The organism is Vibrio sp. TH_r3, from assembly GCF_033101115.1.
Taxonomy (GTDB): Bacteria; Pseudomonadota; Gammaproteobacteria; order Enterobacterales; family Vibrionaceae; genus Vibrio.
Map to the genome: position 1 here is coordinate 245,216 of NZ_JAWMPW010000001.1, position 25,060 is coordinate 270,275.

General features: G+C 39.4%; 23 protein-coding genes and 1 riboswitch. Of the genes, 14 read left to right on the forward strand and 9 right to left on the reverse strand.

Features of this window, described 5'->3' with window-relative positions; genetic code table 11:
• The first annotated feature begins 120 nt into the window (after positions 1–120).
• The 5 genes from elyC to R3X26_RS01080 all read left to right on the forward strand — a co-directional run bounded on the left by elyC (position 121) and on the right by R3X26_RS01080 (position 4,238).
• Positions 121–921 (forward strand): envelope biogenesis factor ElyC, encoded by an 801-nt coding sequence (gene elyC / locus R3X26_RS01060; protein WP_317715266.1) that lies wholly within the window; start codon positions 121–123, stop codon positions 919–921.
• A 196-nt stretch (positions 922–1,117) separates the two neighbouring features.
• The gene (locus R3X26_RS01065; protein ID WP_317715267.1) at positions 1,118–2,143 is read left to right on the forward strand and encodes a substrate-binding domain-containing protein; all 1,026 of its coding nucleotides are present in this window, start codon (positions 1,118–1,120) and stop codon (positions 2,141–2,143) included.
• A 140-nt stretch (positions 2,144–2,283) separates the two neighbouring features.
• Positions 2,284–2,388: riboswitch (cyclic di-GMP riboswitch) on the forward strand.
• A gap of 97 nt (positions 2,389–2,485) precedes the next feature.
• The gene (locus R3X26_RS01070) at positions 2,486–3,079 is read left to right on the forward strand and encodes a TfoX/Sxy family DNA transformation protein (RefSeq protein ID WP_317715532.1); all 594 of its coding nucleotides are present in this window, start codon (positions 2,486–2,488) and stop codon (positions 3,077–3,079) included.
• 166 nt (positions 3,080–3,245) lie between these two features.
• On the forward strand, positions 3,246–3,923 hold the full coding sequence (locus R3X26_RS01075) for a TVP38/TMEM64 family protein (RefSeq protein WP_317715268.1): 678 nt from the start codon (positions 3,246–3,248) through the stop codon (positions 3,921–3,923).
• 3 nt (positions 3,924–3,926) lie between these two features.
• A complete protein-coding gene (locus R3X26_RS01080) occupies positions 3,927–4,238 on the forward strand; it encodes a putative signal transducing protein (protein WP_317715269.1) in 312 nt (103 codons plus the stop codon).
• A 69-nt stretch (positions 4,239–4,307) separates the two neighbouring features.
• On the opposite strand, the gene R3X26_RS01085 is transcribed toward R3X26_RS01080, so the two are convergent.
• Positions 4,308–5,108: an alpha/beta hydrolase gene (locus R3X26_RS01085; RefSeq protein ID WP_317715270.1), complete on the reverse strand. Its 801-nt coding sequence runs from the start codon at positions 5,106–5,108 to the stop codon at positions 4,308–4,310.
• A gap of 242 nt (positions 5,109–5,350) precedes the next feature.
• Positions 5,351–7,975: a type I DNA topoisomerase gene (gene topA, locus R3X26_RS01090; RefSeq protein WP_317715533.1), complete on the reverse strand. Its 2,625-nt coding sequence runs from the start codon at positions 7,973–7,975 to the stop codon at positions 5,351–5,353.
• Between the two features lie 366 nt (positions 7,976–8,341).
• Here topA and R3X26_RS01095 point away from each other — a divergent pair, with 366 nt between their 5' ends.
• Complete coding sequence (locus R3X26_RS01095) at positions 8,342–8,587, forward strand: YciN family protein (protein WP_317715271.1); 246 nt, start codon at positions 8,342–8,344, stop codon at positions 8,585–8,587.
• Between the two features lie 87 nt (positions 8,588–8,674).
• On the opposite strand, the gene aroA is transcribed toward R3X26_RS01095, so the two are convergent.
• Positions 8,675–9,958 (reverse strand): 3-phosphoshikimate 1-carboxyvinyltransferase, encoded by a 1,284-nt coding sequence (aroA, locus tag R3X26_RS01100; protein WP_317715272.1) that lies wholly within the window; start codon positions 9,956–9,958, stop codon positions 8,675–8,677.
• A gap of 149 nt (positions 9,959–10,107) precedes the next feature.
• Here aroA and aat point away from each other — a divergent pair, with 149 nt between their 5' ends.
• The 3 genes from aat to infA all read left to right on the forward strand — a co-directional run bounded on the left by aat (position 10,108) and on the right by infA (position 11,969).
• On the forward strand, positions 10,108–10,836 hold the full coding sequence (gene aat, locus R3X26_RS01105) for a leucyl/phenylalanyl-tRNA--protein transferase (protein WP_317715273.1): 729 nt from the start codon (positions 10,108–10,110) through the stop codon (positions 10,834–10,836).
• A 136-nt stretch (positions 10,837–10,972) separates the two neighbouring features.
• A complete protein-coding gene (locus R3X26_RS01110; RefSeq protein ID WP_317715274.1) occupies positions 10,973–11,671 on the forward strand; it encodes an arginyltransferase in 699 nt (232 codons plus the stop codon).
• Between the two features lie 79 nt (positions 11,672–11,750).
• Complete coding sequence (gene infA / locus R3X26_RS01115; protein ID WP_001040192.1) at positions 11,751–11,969, forward strand: translation initiation factor IF-1; 219 nt, start codon at positions 11,751–11,753, stop codon at positions 11,967–11,969.
• 97 nt (positions 11,970–12,066) lie between these two features.
• On the opposite strand, the gene clpA is transcribed toward infA, so the two are convergent.
• Positions 12,067–14,337, reverse strand: a complete 2,271-nt coding sequence (clpA, locus tag R3X26_RS01120; RefSeq protein WP_317715275.1) for an ATP-dependent Clp protease ATP-binding subunit ClpA — start codon at positions 14,335–14,337, stop codon at positions 12,067–12,069.
• Between the two features lie 49 nt (positions 14,338–14,386).
• A complete protein-coding gene (clpS, locus tag R3X26_RS01125) occupies positions 14,387–14,707 on the reverse strand; it encodes an ATP-dependent Clp protease adapter ClpS (protein ID WP_317715276.1) in 321 nt (106 codons plus the stop codon).
• Positions 14,708–15,084: 377 nt separating this feature from the next.
• On the opposite strand from clpS, the gene cspD reads away from it, so the two are divergent.
• Complete coding sequence (gene cspD, locus R3X26_RS01130) at positions 15,085–15,306, forward strand: cold shock domain-containing protein CspD (protein WP_317715277.1); 222 nt, start codon at positions 15,085–15,087, stop codon at positions 15,304–15,306.
• A gap of 167 nt (positions 15,307–15,473) precedes the next feature.
• Here the strand turns inward: cspD and R3X26_RS01135 are convergent, their stop codons facing one another.
• On the reverse strand, positions 15,474–17,705 hold the full coding sequence (locus R3X26_RS01135; RefSeq protein WP_317715278.1) for an NADP-dependent isocitrate dehydrogenase: 2,232 nt from the start codon (positions 17,703–17,705) through the stop codon (positions 15,474–15,476).
• 296 nt (positions 17,706–18,001) lie between these two features.
• On the opposite strand from R3X26_RS01135, the gene R3X26_RS01140 reads away from it, so the two are divergent.
• Entirely contained in the window at positions 18,002–18,694 is a 693-nt protein-coding gene (locus tag R3X26_RS01140; protein WP_317715279.1) for a pseudouridine synthase, read from the forward strand.
• A 1-nt stretch (position 18,695) separates the two neighbouring features.
• Here R3X26_RS01140 and R3X26_RS01145 read toward each other — a convergent pair whose 3' ends face one another.
• Positions 18,696–18,965: a hypothetical protein gene (locus R3X26_RS01145; RefSeq protein ID WP_317715280.1), complete on the reverse strand. Its 270-nt coding sequence runs from the start codon at positions 18,963–18,965 to the stop codon at positions 18,696–18,698.
• Between the two features lie 277 nt (positions 18,966–19,242).
• Between R3X26_RS01145 and mnmA the strand changes: the two genes are divergently transcribed.
• The 3 genes from mnmA to purB all read left to right on the forward strand — a co-directional run bounded on the left by mnmA (position 19,243) and on the right by purB (position 22,558).
• A complete protein-coding gene (gene mnmA / locus R3X26_RS01150; RefSeq protein WP_317715534.1) occupies positions 19,243–20,373 on the forward strand; it encodes a tRNA 2-thiouridine(34) synthase MnmA in 1,131 nt (376 codons plus the stop codon).
• 29 nt (positions 20,374–20,402) lie between these two features.
• Positions 20,403–21,020: a high frequency lysogenization protein HflD gene (gene hflD, locus R3X26_RS01155; protein ID WP_317715281.1), complete on the forward strand. Its 618-nt coding sequence runs from the start codon at positions 20,403–20,405 to the stop codon at positions 21,018–21,020.
• 167 nt (positions 21,021–21,187) lie between these two features.
• On the forward strand, positions 21,188–22,558 hold the full coding sequence (purB, locus tag R3X26_RS01160) for an adenylosuccinate lyase (RefSeq protein WP_317715282.1): 1,371 nt from the start codon (positions 21,188–21,190) through the stop codon (positions 22,556–22,558).
• A gap of 107 nt (positions 22,559–22,665) precedes the next feature.
• Here the strand turns inward: purB and R3X26_RS01165 are convergent, their stop codons facing one another.
• Positions 22,666–24,783: a methyl-accepting chemotaxis protein gene (locus tag R3X26_RS01165; RefSeq protein WP_317715283.1), complete on the reverse strand. Its 2,118-nt coding sequence runs from the start codon at positions 24,781–24,783 to the stop codon at positions 22,666–22,668.
• Between the two features lie 32 nt (positions 24,784–24,815).
• Positions 24,816–25,010: a hypothetical protein gene (locus R3X26_RS01170; RefSeq protein ID WP_317715284.1), complete on the reverse strand. Its 195-nt coding sequence runs from the start codon at positions 25,008–25,010 to the stop codon at positions 24,816–24,818.
• Positions 25,011–25,060 lie beyond the last annotated feature (50 nt).

Below are 25,060 nucleotides of genomic sequence, written 5' to 3' on the forward strand. Positions count from 1 at the left end.
CATTTTATGATAGAAACATCATTTTTTACTGATCGGCCTATTCTGTCATAGGAATAATATGAATAAAGGGGTATGCTGCTTTTTTTACTTCTAAGTGATGGTTTTTCGGACTAATTGCGTATGTTTGAACTGAAAAAAGTAATATCTTCGCTAGCAATGCCTTTACCCGCTCTGTTAATTATCGGGTTTATTGGTTTGTTGTTTGTCATGTTTACCCAAAAACATAAGATTGGGGTGTTGTTTGTTTTCGTCTCATTAACCGGAATTTTTTGTGTTTCTTTTCAACCTATCTCAAGTCATTTGTTAATGCCTTTAGAAAGAAAATACACCGCATTTCTACCGACTGACGAAGCGGTCGATTACGTTATGGTATTGGGTAATGGTCATGTTGTCGATGATCAACTTCCACCTACATCTGAGCTAAGTAGAACATCACTCATGCGGTTAACTGAAGGCATTCGTATTTTACGTATGTATCCTGGCACAAAATTAATTTTATCAGGTTATGCTGGTGGAACGGAGTTTAGTCATGCGAAAATGATGGCTAAAGTCGCGTTAGCACTAGGTATAGCTAAGCCCGACATTATTTTATTAGAAACAGCAAAGGATACGTGGGAAGAAGCGCGTCAAGCAGCCGCTTTTGTTGGACAAAAACAGTTGGTCTTGGTGACATCTGCTAGCCATATGGAAAGAGCCGTAACCGAATTTCAATCGGCAGGGCTAAAACCTATTCCTGCGCCGACTAATTTTTTAGCACAGTCAGAGATCAAACAACCTTGGACAAAGTTCACGCCAAGTGCGGGCTATCTTGAACAAACCGAGCGCTACTGGTCTGAACGTTTGGGATTATGGTGGCTCTATATCCGTGATTCATTACTAACGGCAGAAGAAATTCAACTGGATGTTTCCAGTCCAGAATAAAAATTTGCGTATCAGGCGGCAATACTCTATTTCAATGATTGTACAGTAACCTGTTTGTCTATAAAATTAGGGCTATATTAGATTTATTGATAACCGCTATACCATATAGCGGTTTTTTGTGTTATTCGCACAATTTTGCTGACCTATTCTCATTATCAGTTCATACAGTCAGCTCTCTTTAATTAGGATGGTCTAAATGGCAACGATAAAAGATGTCGCACGAATTGCAGGTGTTTCTACTACAACCGTATCTCATGTGATCAATAAGACTCGTTTTGTCGCAGAAGCGACACAGCAAAGAGTCAACGATGCGGTTAAAGAACTAAACTATGCACCTAGCGCTGTTGCTCGTAGCTTGAAGTGTAATTCAACCAGAACCATTGGCATGCTGGTTACGCAATCCACTAATCCCTTTCTTGCAGAAGTAATTAATGGAGTAGAAAGCTACTGTTATCGTCAAGGATACACCTTAATTCTATGTAACACTGGCGGTATTTATGAAAAACAGCGTGACTATATTCGTATGCTGGCGGAAAAAAGAGTCGATGGCATATTCGTGATGTGTTCTGACCTAACCAAAGAACTACAAGATATGCTTAATGCACACTCAGACATTCCAAAAGTCTTCATGGACTGGGGACAAGGCGAATCGTTTTCTGATGAATCAAAAGATAAGATCATTGATAACTCAGAAGAAGGCGGTTATTTAGCAACAAAATATCTTATTGAAAACGGTCACACTCATATAGCTTGTTTGAGCGGTCATTTAGACAAAACATTATGCATTGAACGTCTGGACGGTTATAAAAGAGCGTTAAATGAACATAATATTCCGTTCAATCAAGCTAATGTGTTTGAAGGTAATTTTGAATGTGATACTGCGCTCGAAGTCGCTGATAAAATTCTTGCTATGGAAACCAAACCGACAGCAATTTTTTGCTTTAATGACACTATGGCTCTTGGCATGATGAGTAGATTACAACAAAAAGGCATCCGTATTCCTGAAGATATTTCTATTATTGGATACGATAATATTGATTTAGCTGAATATTTTTCACCGCCTTTGACGACCATTCATCAACCTAAGCGTCGTGTTGGTAAAACAGCTTTTGAAATTTTACTTAGTCGCATTAATGATAAAGAACATGAAAGACGTATATTTGAAATGCACCCAGAGTTAATTATTCGTAAAAGTGTTAAAAATCTGACTAAATCAAATTAGTATTGTTCACTTTTTTATTTAGCATTTGTTGCATAAAAACAAAATTAATATGCATAAACATGCAAAATTACTGTGATATTTATCACAGATACAGTTAATATCAGTGATCTTTGTTCAAAGTTTACCTATATTTAATTACATCACGATCAGGGCAAACCATTTGAAAAAATGGGACGCAAAGCTTCCGGCCTTAGTTTGTACTCGCTAACTTTAGTGAAATATGAAAAGGTAGCGGAGTTGCCGAAAACTGCTTAATGAATATTTTTGGAAAGCTCATCTATATTTGTTAATTTCTCGGTTCTGGATTGGTTGATGCAATTTTTTAGCCTGAGATTCGAAGAAATGGATAAACCCGTACTTAAAAATTCGTTAGAACTATTTGCTACCTTTGGTAAGGTGAAGTCTCGCTCCATGTTTGGTGGATTTGGAGTGTTTGTAGACGACACCATGTTTGCCCTTGTGGTTAAAAACGCGCTGCACATTCGATGCTGTGAAGCGCTTAACCAACGGTTTACTCAACAAGCATATCAACCTTACGTTTATAAAAAACGAGGGTTCCCAGTTGTTACAAAGTATTTTCAACTTCCAGAAGATTTATGGGGCAATACCGACGATATACTGCACATAGCGAATATTGCACTTGATGCAGCGCGTAAAGAAAAACAATCAAGCACTCAAGTAAAGCCGGCTAGGTTAAAAGATTTGCCTAATTTGCGTTTAGGCACTGAACGTTTACTTAAAAAAGCTGGCATCTCATCAGTTGAGGATTTACGTCAAGCGGGCTCTTTACAAGCATTTAAGGCTATCCAAAGCTCACATAGTGATACATTAAATATAGAGCTGTTATGGGCACTTGAAGGTGCACTAAATGGAACGCATTGGTCCGTTGTTCCATTGGAAAGAAGAAGTGAGCTTATTGAACAACTAAAATCGTAAAAATATCTATGCACGCATAATCAAAACAACCGCTGACAACAGAATGTCAGCGGTTGTTTTGGTTTTTAAGGTCATTTTAAATAACGATTTATTATAATTTTTTTGAAAGTTTTTTATCCTCTCCCCTGTCATAATAAGTAATGCACTTAAATTGGATTATTTATTAATGAACAAAAAACTTATTATCGGCCTTATTCTTATCGCAACTATGATTTTTCTCGGTACACAATTTGGTCAATATTTTACCTTAGAGAATGCAAAGCAACAGCAATCGATACTTGCTGAATACATTGAAAATAATTTCGCTGTAGCGGCAGTTATTTATTTTATTACTTACGTTGCCATTACTGCCTTTTCTATTCCTGGAGCAGCGGTCGTTACCTTATTAGGTGCCGCGTTATTTGGTTTTGTTACTAGCTTATTCTTAGTTTCATTCGCTAGTACTATTGGAGCAACATTAGCATTTTTAAGTAGTCGCTTTTTACTTCGTGATTGGGTACAAGGTAAATTTGGCTCCAAGTTAGAAACAATGAATAAAGGTGTAGAGCGAGATGGGGCTTTTTACCTTTTCTCATTGCGACTCATACCTGTATTCCCGTTCTTTCTAATTAACTTACTAATGGGACTAACACCTATTTCGATAGCTCGTTACTATATTGTAAGCCAATTAGGAATGCTTCCTGGAACGATCGTTTTCCTAAATGCCGGTACTCAACTAGCAAACATTGATAGTTTATCAGGGATTGTTTCACCAAGCGTTCTCGCATCATTTGTTTTATTAGGCTTATTTCCTGTGATAGCAAAATGGATAATGGGTAGACTACGTCCGAATAATGCGGCTTAAATTATGAAAATATTTAGTGCATCGAACCCTACTGAGGCGCATATAATATGTGGGCTCATGAAACAACAGAATATTCAAGCCGAAGTGCGTGATGAAGGGTTATTCAGCTTAAAAGGAGAATTACCCTTAACCAATGATACCGATCCTTATGTATGGTTGATTGATTTGGATAAACTGCAGCAAGCACGTGTGTTGATCAACGAATATGAAGACCAACAGCACGACCTAGTTGATTGGCAATGTGAAAAGTGTGGCGAACAAAATGAGGGGCAATTTGCACTGTGCTGGCGATGCGCGGGCGAACAAGCTACATAGCAAATAATAGAATAAAGCAAAGTAACTCAGTAGAGACTCGCGTAATTAGATGGGGGCAGATATTCCAATCTAATTACGTGTACTATTTTGAATAAAATCGATTGACGTTTGATTGAATTCATCAGGTTTTTCCACATTGCAGACATGCCCACAATCACTGATTTCATACAGTACGCTGTCTTTATGCCTCGCGACCATCTCTCTCACTGGTGTAATAAACATATAATCTTTATCACCCATTAAATAAAGAGTAGGAATGGACAACTCTTTGTCACGAAAATAGCGCATCATAGGATTTACATCTGCTGCGAGTTTAAACCAACGCTTGAATTCATTTTGACACAGTTTTTTTGCTTCTCGGATAAAAAGGTGTCGAGACTCTTTTTGGCTTCTCTGAGGCATAACTATATAAGCAAAAAGTCCATATAACCACATGTAAGGCACAAGGTTCTTACTGAGGTCACCCAACTTAACCAATATCTGAGATCGCATGTTAAAACGTGTTATTGCACCACCTAAAACCATTGTATGAACTCTATCCGACGCTAGTTCAGCTAAGTTTCTAACAATAATGGTACCTAGAGACATTCCGACAAAATGTGCTGATTGTATTTTTAAGTGATCTAACACTTTTAAGATATCCAAGGTCACATCTTTGAACGTATATTTTTTAGCAATAAAACCTTTTATAAAATCGTGTGATTTTCCATGACCTCTCAAATCGATTAACAATAAATTAAAATGTTGTTTATACGCTTTGATTTGCTTAAACCATATCGAAGAGCTGCCGCCTGCGCCATGCACAAAAACAACCCATTCATCACTCGTTGGGTGTTTATAAGTTTTATGAAATAACAACGTTTCTGACATAAATTTAACTACAGTTTTTGTGTTAACAGTACGATGGATAGATAAACAAAGCTTACCACATATCTAGGTCTTAAGAGTGTTTTTGCTTCACGTATTACCACTAAAATGTAAGTAAGCATTTAAGCAGCTGTTATATTAGCAGAAAAATAAGCGACCAAATGGTCGCTTATTTTCAATGAACATAATCGTTTGCTAATAAACTTCTATTAGTGGTATGAAGCTTCGCTACTCATTCAAAAAACTTACTTAGCTTTCTTGCGTTTATCTGTAATTTCCCATTTCCCATCGACATAAAGTGCTGTCCAACCAGATGGTTTACCATCAATTTCAGAGCGAACATAGTTCTCTTTAGTTTTACGACTAAAGCGAATGACCGTAGGACGTCCATCAGGATCGGTTTCTGGTGCAGTCGTTAAATATTGAAATTTAGGTGAAATTCGATCTTTAAAACGAACCAACTCTTTAACTAATGGCGCTCTTGTTTCTCGTGATTTAGGAAAATTACTCGCGGCCATGAATAAACCTGAAGCACCGTCGCGTAACACAAAATACGCATCAGAGTTTTCACACGGTAATTCAGGTAAATGTACTGGGTCTTCTTTAGGTGGTGCAACTTCACCATTTCGAAGAATTTTACGTGTATTTTTGCACTCTTCGTTGGTGCAACCCATATACTTACCAAAGCGGCCATTTTTCAGCACCATATCGGCCGAGCACTTATCACACTCAACAACTGGTCCATCATAGCCTTTTAGCTTGAACTCACCTTTCTCAACAAGATAACCTTCGCAATTAGGATTGTTACCACATACATGCAGCTTACGTTTGTCGTCAATAAGGTAGGCATCCATAGCCGTTTCACAAATTGGACAACGTTTCTTGGCACGTAACGCAGCCGTTTCAACATCTTCTTCTAAAACGTTAATGATGCCTTCTTCGTCACCTAAGTTAATCGTTGTTTTACAACGTTCTTTTGGTGGCAATGCATAGCCAGAACAACCTAAGAAAACACCTGTAGAAGCGGTCCTAATCCCCATTTTACGGCCACAGGTTGGACACTCGATGTCAGTTTCAACAATATGATTCGGTTTCATACCGCCATCTTGTTCATCCAGCTCGGCTTTTTCCAAATGACTAGAAAAGTCACTAAAGAAGTTATCCAACACACCTTTCCAATTCACTTGACCTTCAGCAACTTGGTCTAATTTTTGTTCCATTCTAGCCGTAAAGTCGTAGTTCATTAAATCATCAAAACTACCGTCTAGCCGGTCGGTAACAATCTCACCCATTTTCTCTGCATAAAATCGACGTTGATCAACTTTGACATAGCCGCGATCTTGGATAGTAGAGATGATTGACGCATAGGTGGATGGTCGTCCAATACCTCGTTTTTCAAGCTCTTTAACCAAAGCCGCTTCAGTAAATCGAGCAGGTGGTTTGGTAAAATGTTGCTTTGGATCTAACGACTGTAACGCCAATTTATCGCCAACTTGAACCGCTGGTAAAATTTGGTCTTCATTCTTACCCATTGGTCGTTGAACACGAGTCCAACCATCAAATTTAAGTATTCTACCTTTGGCTTTTAAAGTGAAATCTGCGGCTTTTACACTCACCGTGGTTGAGTCATATTTAGCCGGTGTCATTTGACAGGCGACAAACTGATTCCAAATAAGCGTGTACAGCTTAACGGCATCTGCTTCCATCCCTTGTAGATCATCAGCTTTAACTTCAACACTAGATGGGCGTATCGCTTCATGCGCTTCTTGAGCCCCTGCTTTACTTCCATAACGAATAGCAGCTTCTGGTAAGTAAGCATCGCCAAATTCTGTCGAAATATAACCTCGAAGCGTCTCTACCGCTTCCGCACTTAAGTTGGTAGAGTCGGTACGCATATAGGTAATATATCCGGCTTCGTACAAACGTTGCGCAAGCATCATAGTCTTTTTAACACCATAACCTAAACGTGTACTGGCCGCTTGCTGCAAAGTAGATGTAATATATGGAGCAGACGGTTTACTTTGTGTTGGACGATCTTCTCGCTTACACACTTCATACTCAGCACTATGTAAAATATCTAGAGCCGATTTGGTTTCTACTTCAGAAGTGGGTTTGAAATTTAAACCATCTTTTTGAGCGACGACTAAACGAAAATCGGTTTTATCCTTTGTTTTAGTGTCAGCGTGCACATCCCAAAACTCTTCAGGAATAAACGCATTAATCTCACGTTCTCGCTCAACTAATAACTTTACGGCAACCGATTGAACTCGACCGGCAGAAAGTCCACGTGCTACCTTTTTCCAAAGTAGAGGGGACACCATAAAACCAACCACACGGTCCATAAAACGACGTGCCTGCTGAGCATTTACACCATCCATACTTAATTCACCAGGTGTTTCAAAAGCCTGTTGAATCGCGTTTTTAGTTATTTCGTTAAAAACAACTCGTTTGTATCGCTGTTCATCGCCACCGATGATCTCACGAAGGTGCCAAGCGATAGCCTCTCCTTCGCGGTCCAAATCGGTTGCGAGATAGACAGTATCAGCATCTTTGGCTAATTTTTGTAGTTCAGCTACCACCTTTTCTTTACCGGGAAGCACTTGATAGTTCGCTTCCCAGTTATTAAACGGGTCAATCCCCATTTTTTTGATCAGTGATTTGCGCTCTTTCTCTTTTTTAATACGAGCTTTTTCTTCTGGGCTCATACCTTTAGTTGAAATCGCCGCCGCTTTTTGGCCATTACTTTGACCCGCCGTAGGAAGGTCTCTAACATGACCAACACTAGACTTAACGATGAAGTCTTTTCCAAGGTATTTATTGATGGTTTTCGCCTTGGCTGGTGACTCCACTATAACAAGTGACTTACCCATAATTGATTCTGACATCCTCAATCATTACGATGGCTATATTCAATTAATAACGACAAATTTCGCTATTAAAACCTGTAACAATGTTAATTTTACTACTTTTACTATTGAGCGAGAGCGGCAGAAGATCAACAATTTTTTTTCATTTTATATCTAGTTGGTCGACTTATAAGCAATTGAACCGCACTCTAAACAAGACGTCGCACATACTAATGGCCTCTCAATTTAATGCCTTAGGGACGACGAAAATCTATGTCTTAGCTCACAATTTATCGCGTTTTTTTACTTGATTAACATAAACATTAGCATTGATTTTGTTTTTTTGAGGCATAAACTATGCAACAATTCATTTCAACATTAGGAGTTTTCATGAGCGAATTAAAACCCATTGCTGCCTTTGACCTTCTACTAATTGCCAATCAAATTATCCAGGAACATCAAGATTATATAAAAGGTATGCGCGCGGACTCAGTCGAAGAAAAAGACGGCGTGCTAATTTTCAAAGGCAATTATTTTCTCGACCAACAAGGTCTACCGACAGAAAACACAACAGCAGTATTTAATATGTTTAAATTCTTAGCACATAAACTGTCGAAAGAATTCACGCTTAAATAAATTCAATCAGGGCAACAAGTCATTGTTGACGACATTTATTATCAACAATGACTGCAAATATTAAAGCAACAACAACGTTACCATCCGTTATAACTGACTTAACGCTTGTAACTTGTCAAAGTAATCAGGGAACGTTTTAGAAGTACAACCAGGGTCGTTAATGGTCACTGGTGTATTACTCAAGGCGACCAAAGAAAAACACATGGCTATTCTGTGATCATCATAAGTATCTATTTCTGCATGCTTTATAGTACTTGTAGGAGTAATAATAATATAGTCATCACCCTCTTCAACTTGCGCGCCTAATTTACGCAACTCGGTTGACATGGCTGACAAACGGTCAGTTTCTTTAACTCGCCAATTGTACACGTTCCTAATTGCCGTCGTTCCTTTCGCAAATAATGCGGTTGTTGCAATGGTCATAGCCGCATCTGGAATATGATTGAAATCCATATCAATTGCGTTCAGTTCTCCAACCCGAGAAATAACGTAATCATCGCCCCACTCGATTTCTGCACCCATGCTTTCTAGTGCGTCAGCAAACTGAATGTCGCCTTGGATACTATTTTTACCAATTCCAGTCACTTTAATCTCGCCACCTTTTATCGCTGCGGCTGCTAAAAAATAAGAAGCAGAAGAGGCGTCACCTTCGACTAAAAAGTCACCTGGAGACTGATATGATTGTCCAGCAGGTACCACAAATTGTCGGTACTTATTATTGACAACCTCAATACCAAACTGTTTCATTATATGTAGCGTAATATCGATATAGGGTTTCGAAACTAAATCGCCTTCGATATTAATGGTAATTTCACCATCAGCTAATGGGGCAGACATTAAAAATGCAGTTAAAAACTGACTTGAAATAGAGCCATCAATTGATACTGAACCACTTTTTAAGCCTGTACCTTGAATTTTAAGTGGCGGATAATTTTCATTCTCCAAATACTCAACTTGCGCCCCAGCGCTTCGAAGGGCTTTAACGAGATGACCAATCGGCCTTTCTTTCATTCGAGGCTCACCCGTTAGGACATAATCCCCTTCACCCAAACATAGAGCAGCGGCGAGTGGACGCATTGCGGTGCCTGCATTTCCTAGAAATAGTTCTAACTCACCCGAACTATGAAATGGTCTTCCAAGGCCTTGTACTTCACAAACCGTTTTATCATCTGAAAGTGAATACTGAACACCTAACTGAGTTAACGCATTTAACATATGACGAATATCGTCACTATCAAGAAGATTGGTTAAACGTGTTGTACCATTAGCAAGAGCGGCCAACAATAATGCTCTATTTGATACACTTTTAGAGCCAGGGAGATTAATTTCACCATTTACCCGATGAATAGGCTGTAACGTAAGGGATTCCATTCAATTATTTGTCAATAGATTCTTCGTAATAGCAGATTATAGAATTTTTTTTACTATGGCTAGTGAAAATAAAGACGCATTCATTTATGGTAGTTAAGTAACTATTATATAAAAGATTAAAATAGACGTTAGGATATAGAAGCAATTCGATGACCATTTATTTGCCAGAACTGGATACTGATTCCTTTACTTTCCCACCAATTAGCGAAGCCTTGAATGAACCTAATGGGTTACTTGCTTTGGGTGGCGATCTTAAAGTTGAGCGGTTAATTGAGGCATATAAACACGGTATATTTCCATGGTACAGTTCTAATGAACCGATATTATGGTGGAGTCCCACCCCACGAGCAGTTTTTATCCCCGCAAATTTCAAGCCCTCTAAAAGCCTGAAAAAGTTTTATCGAAAATCCAATTATACTGTCAGTATTAATGTTAATACTGACAGAGTTATTCAGTTATGTGCCAATCTCAGAAGTGACGAGGAGATGTGGTTAAACCCTGATATGCAGCGTGCTTATTCACGATTGGCGTCCCTTGGTCATTGTCATTCTGTAGAAGTTTGGCAAGACAGAGAACTGGTTGGTGGTTTATATGGAATACAAGTCGGGAAAATGTTTTGTGGCGAATCAATGTTTAGCAGCAAAACTAATGCGTCAAAAATTGCTTTATGGGCATTTTGTGAACATTTTCACTCGTTTGGTGGAGAGCTTATCGACTGCCAAGTTCTTAATCCGCATACTAAATCTTTAGGAGCAGTAGAGCTGGATCGTGACGAATTTTTAGCCAAGCTTACTTCACTGAGAACACAAAAAGTGGATGATGTCTGCTATCAACCTCAGTGGCTCGATATTCCATCAACAATATCCAACATACTATGAGCGCTGTTTTTGTAAAAATAAATTTCGTCAAAACATAATCCAATTCCATAACCTAACCTTGCATTAAATAACCGTTCAGCACACATAAGATAACTAAGCGACACCAAAAAGTAAGCCCTTACAAGGAACCCGTCTCATGTCGGATCAAGAACTAAAAATTCAAATTGGCTTATCAGGCCAAAACCCTTGCAATTACATAAATGGAAGAGTGGAACGAGTAGCCATCGCATTAGACGAAAAATGTCGTGGCCCATCTTATTATGAAATGTTACTTGCAAATGGTTTTAGAAGAAGTGGCGATACCATTTACACACCTTATTGTGACCACTGTAATGCTTGCCAAGCGATTCGAATCTCTATTGCTGACCTATCCTTATCTCGCAGCCAAAAAAGGCTTAGCAACAAAGCAAAGAAGCTAACATGGCAAATGAAAGACCAAATGGATGAAGAATGGTTTGAATTGTATAGTCGCTATATTAACGAGCGCCACAGAAACGGCAGTATGTACCCACCGAAAAAAGATGAGTTTTATCAATTTTCTAGCTCTGATTGGCTCAATACACGTTATTTACATATCTACGATGAAAAGAATCTTATCGCAATAGCGATCACCGATGATTTACCGCAAAGTGCGAGTGCTTTCTATACATTCTTTGACCCTAATTACTCTTTATCCCTTGGTACTGTTGGGATACTAAAGCAAATTGAGTATTGCACTCAGACCAACAAACAATGGCTTTATTTGGGCTACCAGATAGACGAATGCCCAGCAATGAACTATAAAGTGCGTTTTCATCGTCATCAAAGGCTAGTAAATCAACGATGGCAAGGGTAGAATACTGCCCAACTTTAATATATCCAATTAATGACCCAATGAGTCGTTAATAATTTGCCTTATTTCTAAAGAGGATTAAATGGCTAAAGAAGACGTAATTGAAATGCAAGGCACTGTTCTTGATACTCTGCCTAACACTATGTTCCGTGTTGAGCTTGAAAACGGTCACGTTGTGACAGCTCATATCTCTGGTAAAATGCGTAAAAACTATATCCGTATTCTAACTGGCGATAAAGTAACTGTAGAGATGACTCCATACGATCTATCCAAAGGTCGCATTGTCTTCCGTGCTCGTTAATCACTCAGCGATTACGCAATAATAAAAAAACGGAGCCCAAAGCTCCGTTTTTTCTGTTAGTAGGTTACGTAAATAATAAGTCAGTTGAGTACAAACATTAATGAACTGGCTCTTGTTGGGCATTCAGATAATGAAAAGCTAACTCATCTTTAGCAATGTCTACTTTTACAGTACCACCATTAACGAGAGAACCAAATAACAGTTCATTAGCTAGCGGCTTTTTCAATTTATCTTGTATAACTCGTCCCATTGGGCGTGCGCCCATCGTTTTATCGTAACCTTTGCTTGCTAACCAGTGTCGTGCCTCTTCTGATACTTCTAATGACACTCCTCGAGCGTCTAACAAGGCTTGTAGTTCAACAATAAACTTATCGACTACTTGGTGGATAACTTGTTCATCTAAGCTATTAAACCAAATAATACTGTCTAGACGATTTCTAAACTCGGGTGTAAAGACTTTCTTAATTTCAGCCATCGCATCGGTGCTATTATCCTGTTGAATTAGCCCCATTGATTTTTTCTCGGTCTCGGAAACACCAGCATTGGTTGTCATGACAAGAATAACATTACGAAAATCGGCTTTTCGTCCATTGTTATCCGTTAGCGTACCATTATCCATTACTTGTAATAATAGATTAAAAATATCTGGATGCGCTTTTTCTATTTCATCAAGCAGCACGACTGCATGAGGGTGCTTAATCACTGCATCGGTTAACAAACCACCTTGGTCATAACCAACATAACCCGGAGGCGCACCAATCAAGCGGCTAACAGAATGGCGTTCGCCATACTCAGACATATCAAAGCGTAGTAACTCTATCCCAAGCAATTTAGCTAACTGCAATGTTACTTCGGTTTTACCTACACCAGTAGGTCCAGCAAACAAGAAAGAACCAACTGGCTTGTTGTCTTCTCCCAGTCCAGCACGAGTTAACTTAATAGCTTCGCTCAGTACGCCAATAGCAGCATCTTGACCAAATACCAACATCTTCATCCGTTTTTCAAGCTCTTGAAGTGTATCTTTATCTGATGAAGAGACCGATTTTTCTGGAATGCGAGCCATCTTAGCAACCATTGACTCAATATCGGCAACACTGACCGTTTTTTTACGGCGGCTCGCTGGAGCTAAACGACTTCGAGCCCCTGCTTCATCTATGACATCAATGGCTTTATCTGGTAAATGACGCTCGTTAATGTACTTAGCAGATAGTTCAACGGCCGCTCTCAGCGCTTTATTGGTGTACCTTACTTCATGGTGCGCTTCATATTTAGGTTTTAACCCAATAAGAATTTTGGTTGTATCATCCAAAGAAGGCTCGATCACATCTATTTTTTGGAACCGTCTAGACAGTGCTCGTTCTTTCTCAAAAATATTACTGTATTCCTGATACGTCGTTGAACCAATACAACGCAATTTACCGCTACTTAACAGTGGTTTAATCAGATTTGCCGCATCAACTTGACCACCTGATGCAGCACCTGCACCGATAATTGTGTGGATCTCATCAATAAATAAAATCGCGTCTTTTTCTTGCTCTAATTGTTTCAAAATACCTTTGAGGCGTTTTTCAAAATCACCTCGATATTTAGTCCCTGCTAGAAGTGAGCCAATATCAAGCGAGTAAATCACACTGTCTTTTATAACATCAGGAACCTGACCTTCAACAATGCGCCAAGCAAGCCCCTCTGCGATCGCTGTTTTACCTACGCCAGCTTCACCTACCAGCAGCGGGTTATTCTTGCGACGACGGCATAGCACTTGAACCGTCCTTTCAAGTTCTTTATCACGTCCAATTAATGGATCAATATCGCCCTGTTTAGCCACATTGTTTAGATTAGTGGCAAAAGCCTCTAACTTCTCATCAGCAGGAATCTCTTCTTTTGTTTCGTTACCAAAGACATTGCTTGCAGAGTCGTCCCCCTCTTGACTAGAACCTTTGGTTATTCCATGTGATATATAGTTGACGATATCTAATCGGCTTACGTCATGTTTTTTGAGCAAATAAGCAGCATGTGATTCTTGCTCACTAAATATAGCAACCAATACATTGGCACCTGATACTTCATTTCGTCCAGAAGATTGAACATGAAACACCGCTCTTTGTAACACACGTTGAAAGCTCAATGTTGGTTGAGTCTCTCTTGTCTCGTCATTTTCAGGGATAAGCGGCGTAGTCTGATCAATAAAGGTATCTAACTCATCTTTCAAAACATCAATATCTGCCTGACAAGCGATGAGAGTGTCTCTAGCAGCTTGATTATCCAGTAACGCAAGTAACAGGTGTTCAACTGTCATAAATTCATGATGCTTGTCTCTAGCACGGGCAAAGGCCCCGTTAAGACTTGTTTCTAATTCTTTGTTAAGCATAAGTACCTCTCGCAATGAGCAAATCTACATTTGATGAGTCGCTATAAAACTAAGCCTTTTCCATCGTACATAATAGTGGATGCTCGTTTTCCCTCGAGTACATAGTGACTTGCGCCACCTTAGTCTCCGCAATTTCAGCAGAATAAGTACCACAAATAGCCTTACCTTCGTAATGTACTTGAAGCATTATCTGAGTTGCTTTCTCCATATCCATGGAAAAAAATCTAGCCAAAATATCTATGACAAAATCCATCGGTGTATAATCGTCATTGTTCAAAACAACATGGTACAAAGATGGTTCCTTGACCTTAGTTTGTTCTTTCTCCAGTAGGTCTGAATCTGGAGTTATCCATTCAAATTTTTTGTTCATTATTTTATCGAGTCGTTGAAAAGTGTTAAAAATTACCTTTCTTTAACTTAGAGACTAATTCACCATCGGTGTACCTGCAAATAAAACTTTACCATCTTTTCACTTTCCTCACTTAACTGTACAAAATATAACCATCAACCTATCGATTAAAAGTTTGGAAAACGGATCACAAACCTGGCATTTTTTAGATCTCAAAAATGATTTACAGACAATATTTTATTTTTTTGTGGCTTGGGAGTGTTGACTGTAGTTACTCATTGATTAAATTATGTACTACTAGATACTGAAAAACACTTACAAAGCACTCAAGTTCAAGTGATCGAGAAACTCATCACATGAAACAACTTAAGTCACACAATGCATGAGGGATGTAAAACATGGCTACAGGTACAGTTAAGTGGTTTAATAACGCCAAAGGATTTGGATTTATCTGCCCAGAGGATGAAGATGGTGATATTTTTGCTCATTATTCAACCATTCAAATGGACGGTTATCGTACATTAAAAGCAGGTCAGCAAGTGTCCTACGAAGTCGAAGATGGACCAAAAGGTTCTCACGCCAGTTCTATCATTCCAGTTGAAGGCCAAAGCGCAAAATAGTTCTAAATCGTGTTGAGCAACATTAGAACGTATTAAAAATAACAGAGCCTAGTACAAATCTTACGTTACACAATAAACAAAAAACCCGCTTTGTGCGGGTTTTTACTTTTCTTTCTTATTGCCTAAGCTTCTAACAAGTGAAACACGTTAGTTTAGAACCAATCAATTTATAATAAACTGTCTATTACTTGATTAAAAGTGTCACTTGGGCGCATCAATTTTGACACCAAGTCATCAACTGGGAAGTAATAACCTCCTAAGTCTCCTTTCACACCTTGAGCAGAATTTAACTCATTAACAATCGCTTCTTCATTGCCTAACAGCGTTTTTGCTATCGGTGCAAATTGCTCAGCAAGTTCCGCATCTACAGATTGCTCAGCCAGAGCCTCAGCCCAATAAGTGGCTAAGTAATAATGACTTCCTCGGTTATCCAACTCTCCAACACGACGAGATGGTGACTTATTGGTATCTAAAAATTTACCTGTCGCTTTATCTAACGTATCAGCAAGAACTTTAGCTTTAGCATTGCCTGTTACTACACTTAAATGCTCTAAAGATGCCGCTAGTGCTAAAAATTCACCTAAAGAGTCCCAACGTAAATGGTTCTCTTTTTCTACTTGCTGAACATGTTTAGGAGCTGAACCACCCGCACCTGTTTCGAACAAACCACCACCGTTCATTAACGGTACAACAGATAGCATCTTAGCTGAAGTTCCTAGCTCAAGAATTGGGAATAAATCGGTAAGGTAGTCACGCAAAACATTACCTGTAACAGAAATAGTATCTAACCCTTGTTTAATACGGGTTAAAGAAAACTCTGTTGCTTCAACTGGCGACAAGATCTTAATGTCTAAACCTGCAGTGTCGTGTTCAGGAAGATAAGCATTCACTTTTTTAATCAATTCAGCATCATGTGCACGAGCGGAATCTAACCAAAATACAGCAGGCACATTGGTTGCACGTGCTCGCGATACAGCAAGCTTAACCCAATCTTTGATCGGTGCGTCTTTTACTTGACACATACGGAAGATATCGCCTTGCTCCACGGTTTGTTGCATCAGTACACTACCCGACGCATCAACGACGTTAACGGTTCCAGCATCCTGAATCACAAACGTCTTATCATGAGAGCCATATTCTTCTGCTTTTTGTGCCATTAAGCCTACATTCGGCACGCTGCCCATTGTTGTAGGGTCAAACGCACCATTCACTTTACAGAAATCGATAACTGCTTGATAAACACCGGCATAACAACGATCAGGGATCATCGCTTTGGTGTCTTTAAGTTGACCGTCTGGTCCCCACATTTTCCCTGAAGACCTGATCATTGCAGGCATAGAAGCATCCACAATCACATCACTTGGCACGTGTAAATTGGTGATTCCGCGATCAGAGTCAACCATGGCTAATGGCGGTTGCACAGCATAAACACTTTGTAGTGCTGCTTTTATTTCAGCTTGTTTCTCTTCTGGTAAAGCTTGGATCTTGACATAAACATCACCAATACCATTGTTCACATCAACGCCGATTTCGTCAAAAAGATCGCCATATTGGTCAAAGACTGTTTTGTAATAAGCTTTAACCGCATAACCAAAAATGACCGGGTCAGACACTTTCATCATCGTTGCTTTTAAATGCAGTGAAAGTAAAACATCTTCTTGTTTTGCTTTAGCGGTTTCTGTTTCAAAGAACTCGACCAAGGCTTTTTTATTTAAAACTGACGCATCAATAATTTCTTTATCAAGTAAAGCTAGCTTATCTTTTAATACTTGCGTTTCACCGTTTGCTTTAACAAGTTGAATGCTTACTTCCGTTGCACCATCAATAGTGACGGATGTTTCACTACCAAAAAAGTCATTCGCATCCATACTTGCAACGTGAGATTTAGAATCAGCCGACCACTCACCCATTGAATGTGGGTTTTTCTTAGCGTAGTTTTTAACTGACGTCGGTGCTCTACGGTCTGAGTTACCCTCTCGTAGCACTGGGTTTACTGCACTACCTTTAATTCTACCGTACGCATCTTGGATAGCTTTCTGTTCATCGGTTATCGCCTCTTCAGGATAATCTGGTAACGCATAACCTTTTTGCTGAAGTTCTTTAATAGCAGCTTGTAATTGCGGTATCGATGCGGAAATATTGGGCAATTTGATGATATTCGCTTCTGGTGTCTTTGCTAAGTCACCTAATTCTGTCAGAGCATCACCAATGCGTTGCTCTTCAGCTAAATACTCAGGGAAATTAGCAATAATACGCCCCGCGAGTGAAATATCGCGTGTGTCAACGTCGATACCAGAAGACGCGGTAAATGCACGAATAATAGGCAGCAATGAGTGAGTGGCTAGTGCTGGAGCTTCATCAGTAATGGTATAAATGATGGTCGGTTTTTCTGTAGGCATGAAATTTCCCTATATTTTCTGAGGCTAGTTGGATGAGAAGTAAGCCCGTATTTGATTAACACGTTTAGTATTCCCATTACATCCAGAATATCCAAACATGCTTGATGTTCTTATGGTCTAAGTTGAATTCTTGTCCATCCCTTAAACAGCTGTATTTTTATAATTAAACAATCTCGGCGAGTTAGTCTATCATATTGTGCAGCATTCCATATTTTAGGCGCAAAAATGATAGCCTAATTTTGCTAACATTCAAACTTTTACAAACACTTTGTTTACATAAATGTAAGGTAGTTAACATGTCATCACGCTCTACGGGTGCAAGTTGGTCTAAATCAGACAAATCTAAACCGACTAATTTTAAACACCGACGTGCTAATTCTTCGAGCAAAAATAGAGTCAAAAAACGCAAAGTTAAATCGAGCGTGTCTGCAGAAGATCGCATCGTACTTCTATTTAATAAACCGTACGACACGTTAAGTCAATTTACCGATGAAAAGTCAGGTGACGCTATCAAAAGACAGACATTAGCCGATTTTATTTCTGTCAAAAATGTGTATGCGGCAGGTCGATTAGACCGAGACAGTGAAGGGCTTATGATATTAACCAATGATGGTGAACTACAAGCAAAATTGACTCAACCTAGCTCTAAATCACCAAAAACCTATTGGGTTCAAGTTGAAGGACGACCTAGTGAGCAAGACTTAGATAAACTCCGACATGGCGTTGAACTTAAAGATGGTTTAACTTTACCTGCTCAAGTTGAAATAATCGCAGAACCAAATGTCTGGTCGCGCATACCTCCGGTTAGATTTCGAGCAGCCATACCCACTACATGGTTAGCGATCACCATTATTGAAGGTCGCAATCGACAAGTAAGACGAATGACTGCAAATATCGGTTTCCCAACGTTAAGGCTGATTCGTTATGCTATGGGGCAACAGACTTTACAAGATTTAGCACCTGGTGAATTTCGCCATATAAAAATGTAACTTACTCGCCTTCCATAAAACCAAGGTCTGGCAGTAAATCTAAATGTTGGGCATAACGTTTTTGATCAAATTTTGCCCCATTTTTCATCACATCAAACACTTCAATAGCTAAAGCGCACGCCATCATCTCTTTTGCATCTTGCTGAGATGTTCCAGTCATCATTAAACGCATCAAGGTTTCTTTCACTTTAATTGGGTCGCCATCCGCTAATTGGTTCTCAATTGTTTCTATTAGTACGGTTTGATCCATAAACTCATTTTGATCGGTCATGTAGTTATCTCTCTAAATAATCGGACTAAACTATGCCAGAATTTATCTAATTTGCCAGCAAATCTGTGAACCTTATCGCTAAACTGTATCCTTTAAATTGTTTCTGGTAGAATCACCGCCCGTGTGATTGGAGCGATGATTCGCAGTCTTGAAGATTAGAAAAATCGCTGAATTAAGAATGAAATAACGGTCTATCTGAAATGAATAATATGCACAACCAGCACTGTGTATCTGCAATTAACCAAGTTTGGAATTAACAATGCCTGAGAACAAAGCCATGTCTGAAAACAGCAAAAAAAAGGTCATTGTCGGAATGTCCGGCGGTGTCGACTCTTCTGTTTCCGCTTATCTTCTGCAACAACAGGGCTACCAAGTCGAAGGACTGTTTATGAAGAACTGGGAAGAAGATGATGATGAGGAGTATTGCACAGCAGCAGAAGACCTCGCTGATGCACAAGCGGTGTGTGATAAACTCGGTATCTACCTTCATACCATTAATTTTGCCGCAGAATATTGGGATAATGTGTTCGAATATTTTTTAGCAGAATACAAAGCGGGCAGAACACCCAACCCCGATATTCTTTGTAATAAAGAAATCAAGTTCAAAGCATTTTTAGAATTTGCCGACGAAGTTCTAGAAGCAGATTACATTGCAATGGGACACTATGTACGACGTACTTTCCCTGAACAGTCACCCAATGCGCAAGATAGAATAAAAAAGCCACAAATGCTGCGCGGTATCGATAATAATAAAGATCAGAGTTATTTTTTATACACCCTGAGCCATGAACAAATTAGCCGTAGTCTATTTCCTGTTGGTGAACTGGAAAAACCAGAAGTAAGACGCATTGCAGAACAGCAAGGCTTGGTTACAGCTGAGAAAAAAGATTCTACTGGCATATGCTTTATTGGTGAACGAAAGTTCACTGAGTTTTTAGGTCGATACCTACCTGCTCAACCCGGAAAAATACAAACCCCTGAAGGCAAAGAAATTGGCGAGCATCAAGGGTTGATGTACCATACCCTCGGCCAACGTAAAGGGTTACACATCGGTGGACAAAAAGGCGGTGGTGGTAATGAAGACCCATGGTATGTTGCAGACAAAGATTTAGAACGCAATGTATTAATTGCTGTTCAGGGTTCAGATCATCCTCTACTAAAGTCAAATGGCTTAATCGCATCTCAACTTCATTGGGTTGACCGCGAAGTAATAACAGAGCCAATGAATTGCACGGTAAAAACTCGTTATCGTCAAAAAGATATTCCGTGTACAATAACGCCTATTGACCAAGATAATATCAAAGTAGTGTTTGATGATCCGCAAGTCGCTGTTACGCCTGGTCAATCAGCTGTATTTTACAAAGATGATATCTGCCTAGGTGGCGGTATTATTGAACAACGAATTTAACAACAATCAGATTTAAATAGGAGCTTTAAGTGGCAAATACACTCTATGATCGTACCATTGCTTTTGCAGGCATCTGCCAAGCTGTAGCACTTGTTCAACAAGTGGCAAAAGATGGTTATTGCGACTCTGATGCCTTTAAAGCTTCTATAAAAGCCATAATTAATACTTCTCCCGCTAATACATTAGATGTTTTCGGCCACGAATCTGATCTCAAAATTGGCCTAAAATGTATGGTTAAAGGCATTGATAGTACACCAATGGGAAGTGAAGTGACTCGCTACATTATCAGTTTGATGGCGCTTGAGCGTAAATTAAACCAAAAAAGTGACGCAATGAGTCAATTAGGTGAAAGACTACAAATGATCGAGCGCCAAGCCAATCACTATGATCTTTTTGATGAGCAAATGATAAGCAACATAGCCAGTGTCTATCTCGAAGTAATAAGTCCAATAGGCCCTAGAATTCAAGTTACGGGCACACCATCTGTACTGCAACAAACCAGTAATCAACACAAAGTTCGCGCGCTACTACTATCCGGAATACGTAGCACTGTCCTTTGGAGACAGGTTGGAGGAAAGCGACGTCACATGGTATTTGGTCGTAAAAAAATGGTCGAACAAGCACAAATTCTATTGGCAAGATTATAAAACCGATAATCACAATACCAAAACCATATGCAGTAACCCTTTAATACAGTATTAGTTTTACCAGACAATATTAGTTTTGACACAAGATATTAGTTTAAACCGTCAATATTAATTTGAACACACAATAAAAGTTAGCCATTAACCCCACTATATTCAGGAGAATCACCATGGAACTGTCAGCATTGACTGCTGTTTCACCCGTAGACGGACGATACGGAAGTAAAACGATTGCGTTACGCAGTATCTTCAGCGAATACGGTCTACTAAAGTATAGAACCATCGTTGAAATCCGTTGGTTACAGAAGCTTTCAGCGACACAAGCTATTGTTGAAGTGCCTGCTTTTAGTGATCAAGCAAATGCATTTCTTGATCAGTTAGCAGAGAATTTCAATGAAGCCGATGCTCAACGAATCAAAGACATTGAGAGCACCACTAACCATGATGTTAAAGCTGTTGAATATTTTCTAAAAGAAAAAGTGGCCGAAGTTCCTGAACTGCATGCTGTAAATGAATTTATTCATTTTGCTTGCACTTCAGAAGATATTAATAACACCTCGCACGCATTGATGCTAAAAGAAGCGCGTGAAACGATAATTTTGCCTGAAATTGGGCGCATTATTGACGCAATTAAAGCGCTAGCAGTAGAGTATCGTGACATCCCATTATTATCGCGTACTCACGGTCAACCGGCTTCTCCATCTACGTTAGGTAAAGAAATGGCCAACGTAGCTTATCGTATGGAACGCCAATATAAGCAAATTGAAAACGTTGAGATATTAGCAAAAATCAATGGTGCAGTAGGAAACTACAACGCCCATCTTTCCGCTTATCCTGACGTAGATTGGCATGAATTCAGCGAGACGTTTGTCACTCAATCTCTTGGCGTCACATGGAACCCATACACCACTCAAATAGAACCTCACGATTATATTGCCGAGTTATTTGATGCCATCGCTCGTTTCAATACCATACTTATCGATTTTGATCGCGATATATGGGGATATATTGCTTTAGGTCACTTTAAACAAAAAACCATTGCTGGTGAGATTGGCTCATCAACCATGCCACATAAAGTAAACCCTATCGACTTCGAAAATTCAGAAGGTAACTTAGGTTTAGCTAATGCTGTATTTACCCATTTAGCGCAAAAATTGCCTATCTCACGTTGGCAGCGTGATTTAACCGATTCTACTGTGCTGAGAAACCTTGGTGTGGGTTGTGGCTATGCAATTATTGCCTATACTTCAACCTTAAAAGGGATTAGCAAGCTAGAAGTAAATCGCGAAGCACTGCTTGCTGAACTTGATAAAAACTGGGAAGTTTTAGCTGAACCGATTCAAACGGTTATGCGTAGATATGCCATCGAAAAACCGTATGAAAAACTGAAAGAATTAACACGAGGTAAACGTGTTGATGGTGACGCAATGCGTGCATTTATTGATGGACTTGACTTACCTGAAGAAGAAAAAGTTCGCCTTAAAAAAATGACACCAGCGAACTATATTGGCCAAGCTATCGAGCTAACTGATAAACTTTAATCTACAAACTCTAATCGATAAGTTCTACTCTAATCGGTTAACTAAGCAGTTAGTACTGACAAAGGTTGCTCATTATGAGCAACCTTTTTGTTTAATAGATCTCAGACTTAAACCTTAAATTGACTCACCAAGCTTTGTTGCTCGGCAGCTAGCCCAGCAATTTGGATTCCTACCGATTCAGATGCTTCGGCAAGAGCTAAGATTTGACTACTCAACTCTCGGATATTCGACACATTGTGATTGACCTCACCAGAAACAATCTGCTGCTCTTTCGCTGCTCGAGCAATCTGATTGTTCATGTCATTAATTTCAGAAATTGCCTCAAATATAGTACAAAGTTGCTCTGCGGCCCTATTCACTTCCGACGATGTATGGCTAGCAAGTTCATTACCTTCCTGAATAGCAGACACCACATCATGTGTACCCGTTTGCACTTTATCAATCACTAACTTGATCTCAGCCACCGAGGAATACGTTCTGCTGGCTAGATTACGAACTTCGTCTGCCACCACTGCAAAGCCTCTCCCTTGCTCGCCAGCTCTGGCGGCTTCTATCGCGGCATTAAGCGCTAAGAGGTTAGTCTGTTCCGAAATGGCTTCAATGACCCCTAAAATGTCGGTGATACTGGCATTGTTTTCAGCTAGTTCCTCCACTACAGGAACCGCTAACTGCATTCTATTTACTAGTTTGGCCATTTCATCAGAAGACCGTTGTATCACTTGTTGACCTGATGTAGCGGCTAAACTAGCTTTAGTCGCTGCGTCTACAGCAACTTCAGCATTTTGGAACACTTGTTCACCGGTCAAGGTTAGTTCTTCTGAAGCTGTCGCAACTAAATCGACTTCTTTAAATAATGAATCGCTGCTTTGACGGGTATCGGATACAGAAACTTGAGCGTCTTTGGCCGTACTAGCCACTTGTTCACTCGTTGCAACAACCTGAGAAATGGTGCTCTGAAGTTTAGTCAAAAAAGAATTAAAACCCTGTGCGAGCTGACCTATTTCATCTCCATTTTTCACTTCAATGCGTTGAGTTAGATCGCCTTCTCCAGACGCGATATCATTCAACCTATCAACCATCTGTTTAATTGGTGTAACTAATGCCTTTGAACTTACCGCAATAATTGCTAGACCGATAACAACAAACAAGAAACCAACAATCATCTCGGACCGCACGCTTTTATCCATGCGTTCAACAATGGCTTTATCTAAAAGATTGGCGTCTTCCAACACACTTTGTGCTGGAATTTCTATCAACACGCCCCAATTCTGATTTGCCACTTTAACTGGAGCAAAAACAATAAGCCAATTACCATCACTACTCCAAATCGTTTGAGCGGCTCCCGAACGCAAAAATTGATCTAATTGATCGGCTGCCAAACTCTCTACGGCTGCTACTTCACCTATGCTTTTTGAAGCTTCGTCACTCGCTACTAGCATCCCATTTTCACTTACAATAGAGACATGACCGTTGCCCGAAAATAATTTAGCATCAGTTTGAATTGCAATATCTTGAAGATTAGCCAAATTAAGCTCTAAGCCTAAAACGCCAACCACCTCATCATCTCTGATTAATGGATAAGCTATCGATGAGGTAAAAATAGTGTTACCTAGATGGTCGGTAATCACCGGTGATGATAGACATGTTTGTCGACTTGTTAGTGGACAAACAAACTTCTGTACGTTGTTGGCATCAGATAGAGTAGTTTCTGAAAGCACACTAGGAACAGCAGCTTCGCCTGAGCCAGATTGATGCCATTGTGCCGCGAAACGCCCCACTTCATTAGAGCCAACATATTCAGCACCGTGGTAGTTGCTATCTTCCCCATCAAGTGCATCTTTTTCAAATACCAAATAGGCGCTTTCTATACTAGCGAAACTTTCTACTGATTGACGTAACATATTTTGCAGTGACGTACGTAAATCTTCACTAGCAGTAAAATTGTCTTCCGCATTTTGTTGTAAGAAGAGCGACATATTGGCTAACATTTCAGCCCTATGTAAGGCTTCTTGCAGATAATTAATTGCTTCCGTTGCATTTTGCTCTGACTGAGCTTGGAGTAGTTGTTCTGATTTGGATATAACAGAGTCACTGCTAAATGATTTGATCGTTTTTTGATTTTCCAAACCACTATAGATAGAGAAACCGATAAGAGAAATGGAAGTAACAATCAGACATAACCCTGATAACAGCGAAATTTTCCATTGAACCGACAATGACCGCATGACAAAATCCTTTGATTATTATTATTTACTATTTATTGTACTATTTTTACTTTATCGGCATTTTCGACAATAAGTTTACCTAAGAAGTGAGTTATTTTTCCATTCACCTTAACGAATAAATTCTGCCACAACTTGCGCCTTAAAAATGCTAATATCTTGAGGTCAACAGAGCCATGAAAGAAAAGTAGCATGAGTGAAAATACGGTACTCATTTTAACAACACTCATTTAGCCCACTCGGTTTACTTGAAATAAAAAGATCAGCAAAATAGATGCAA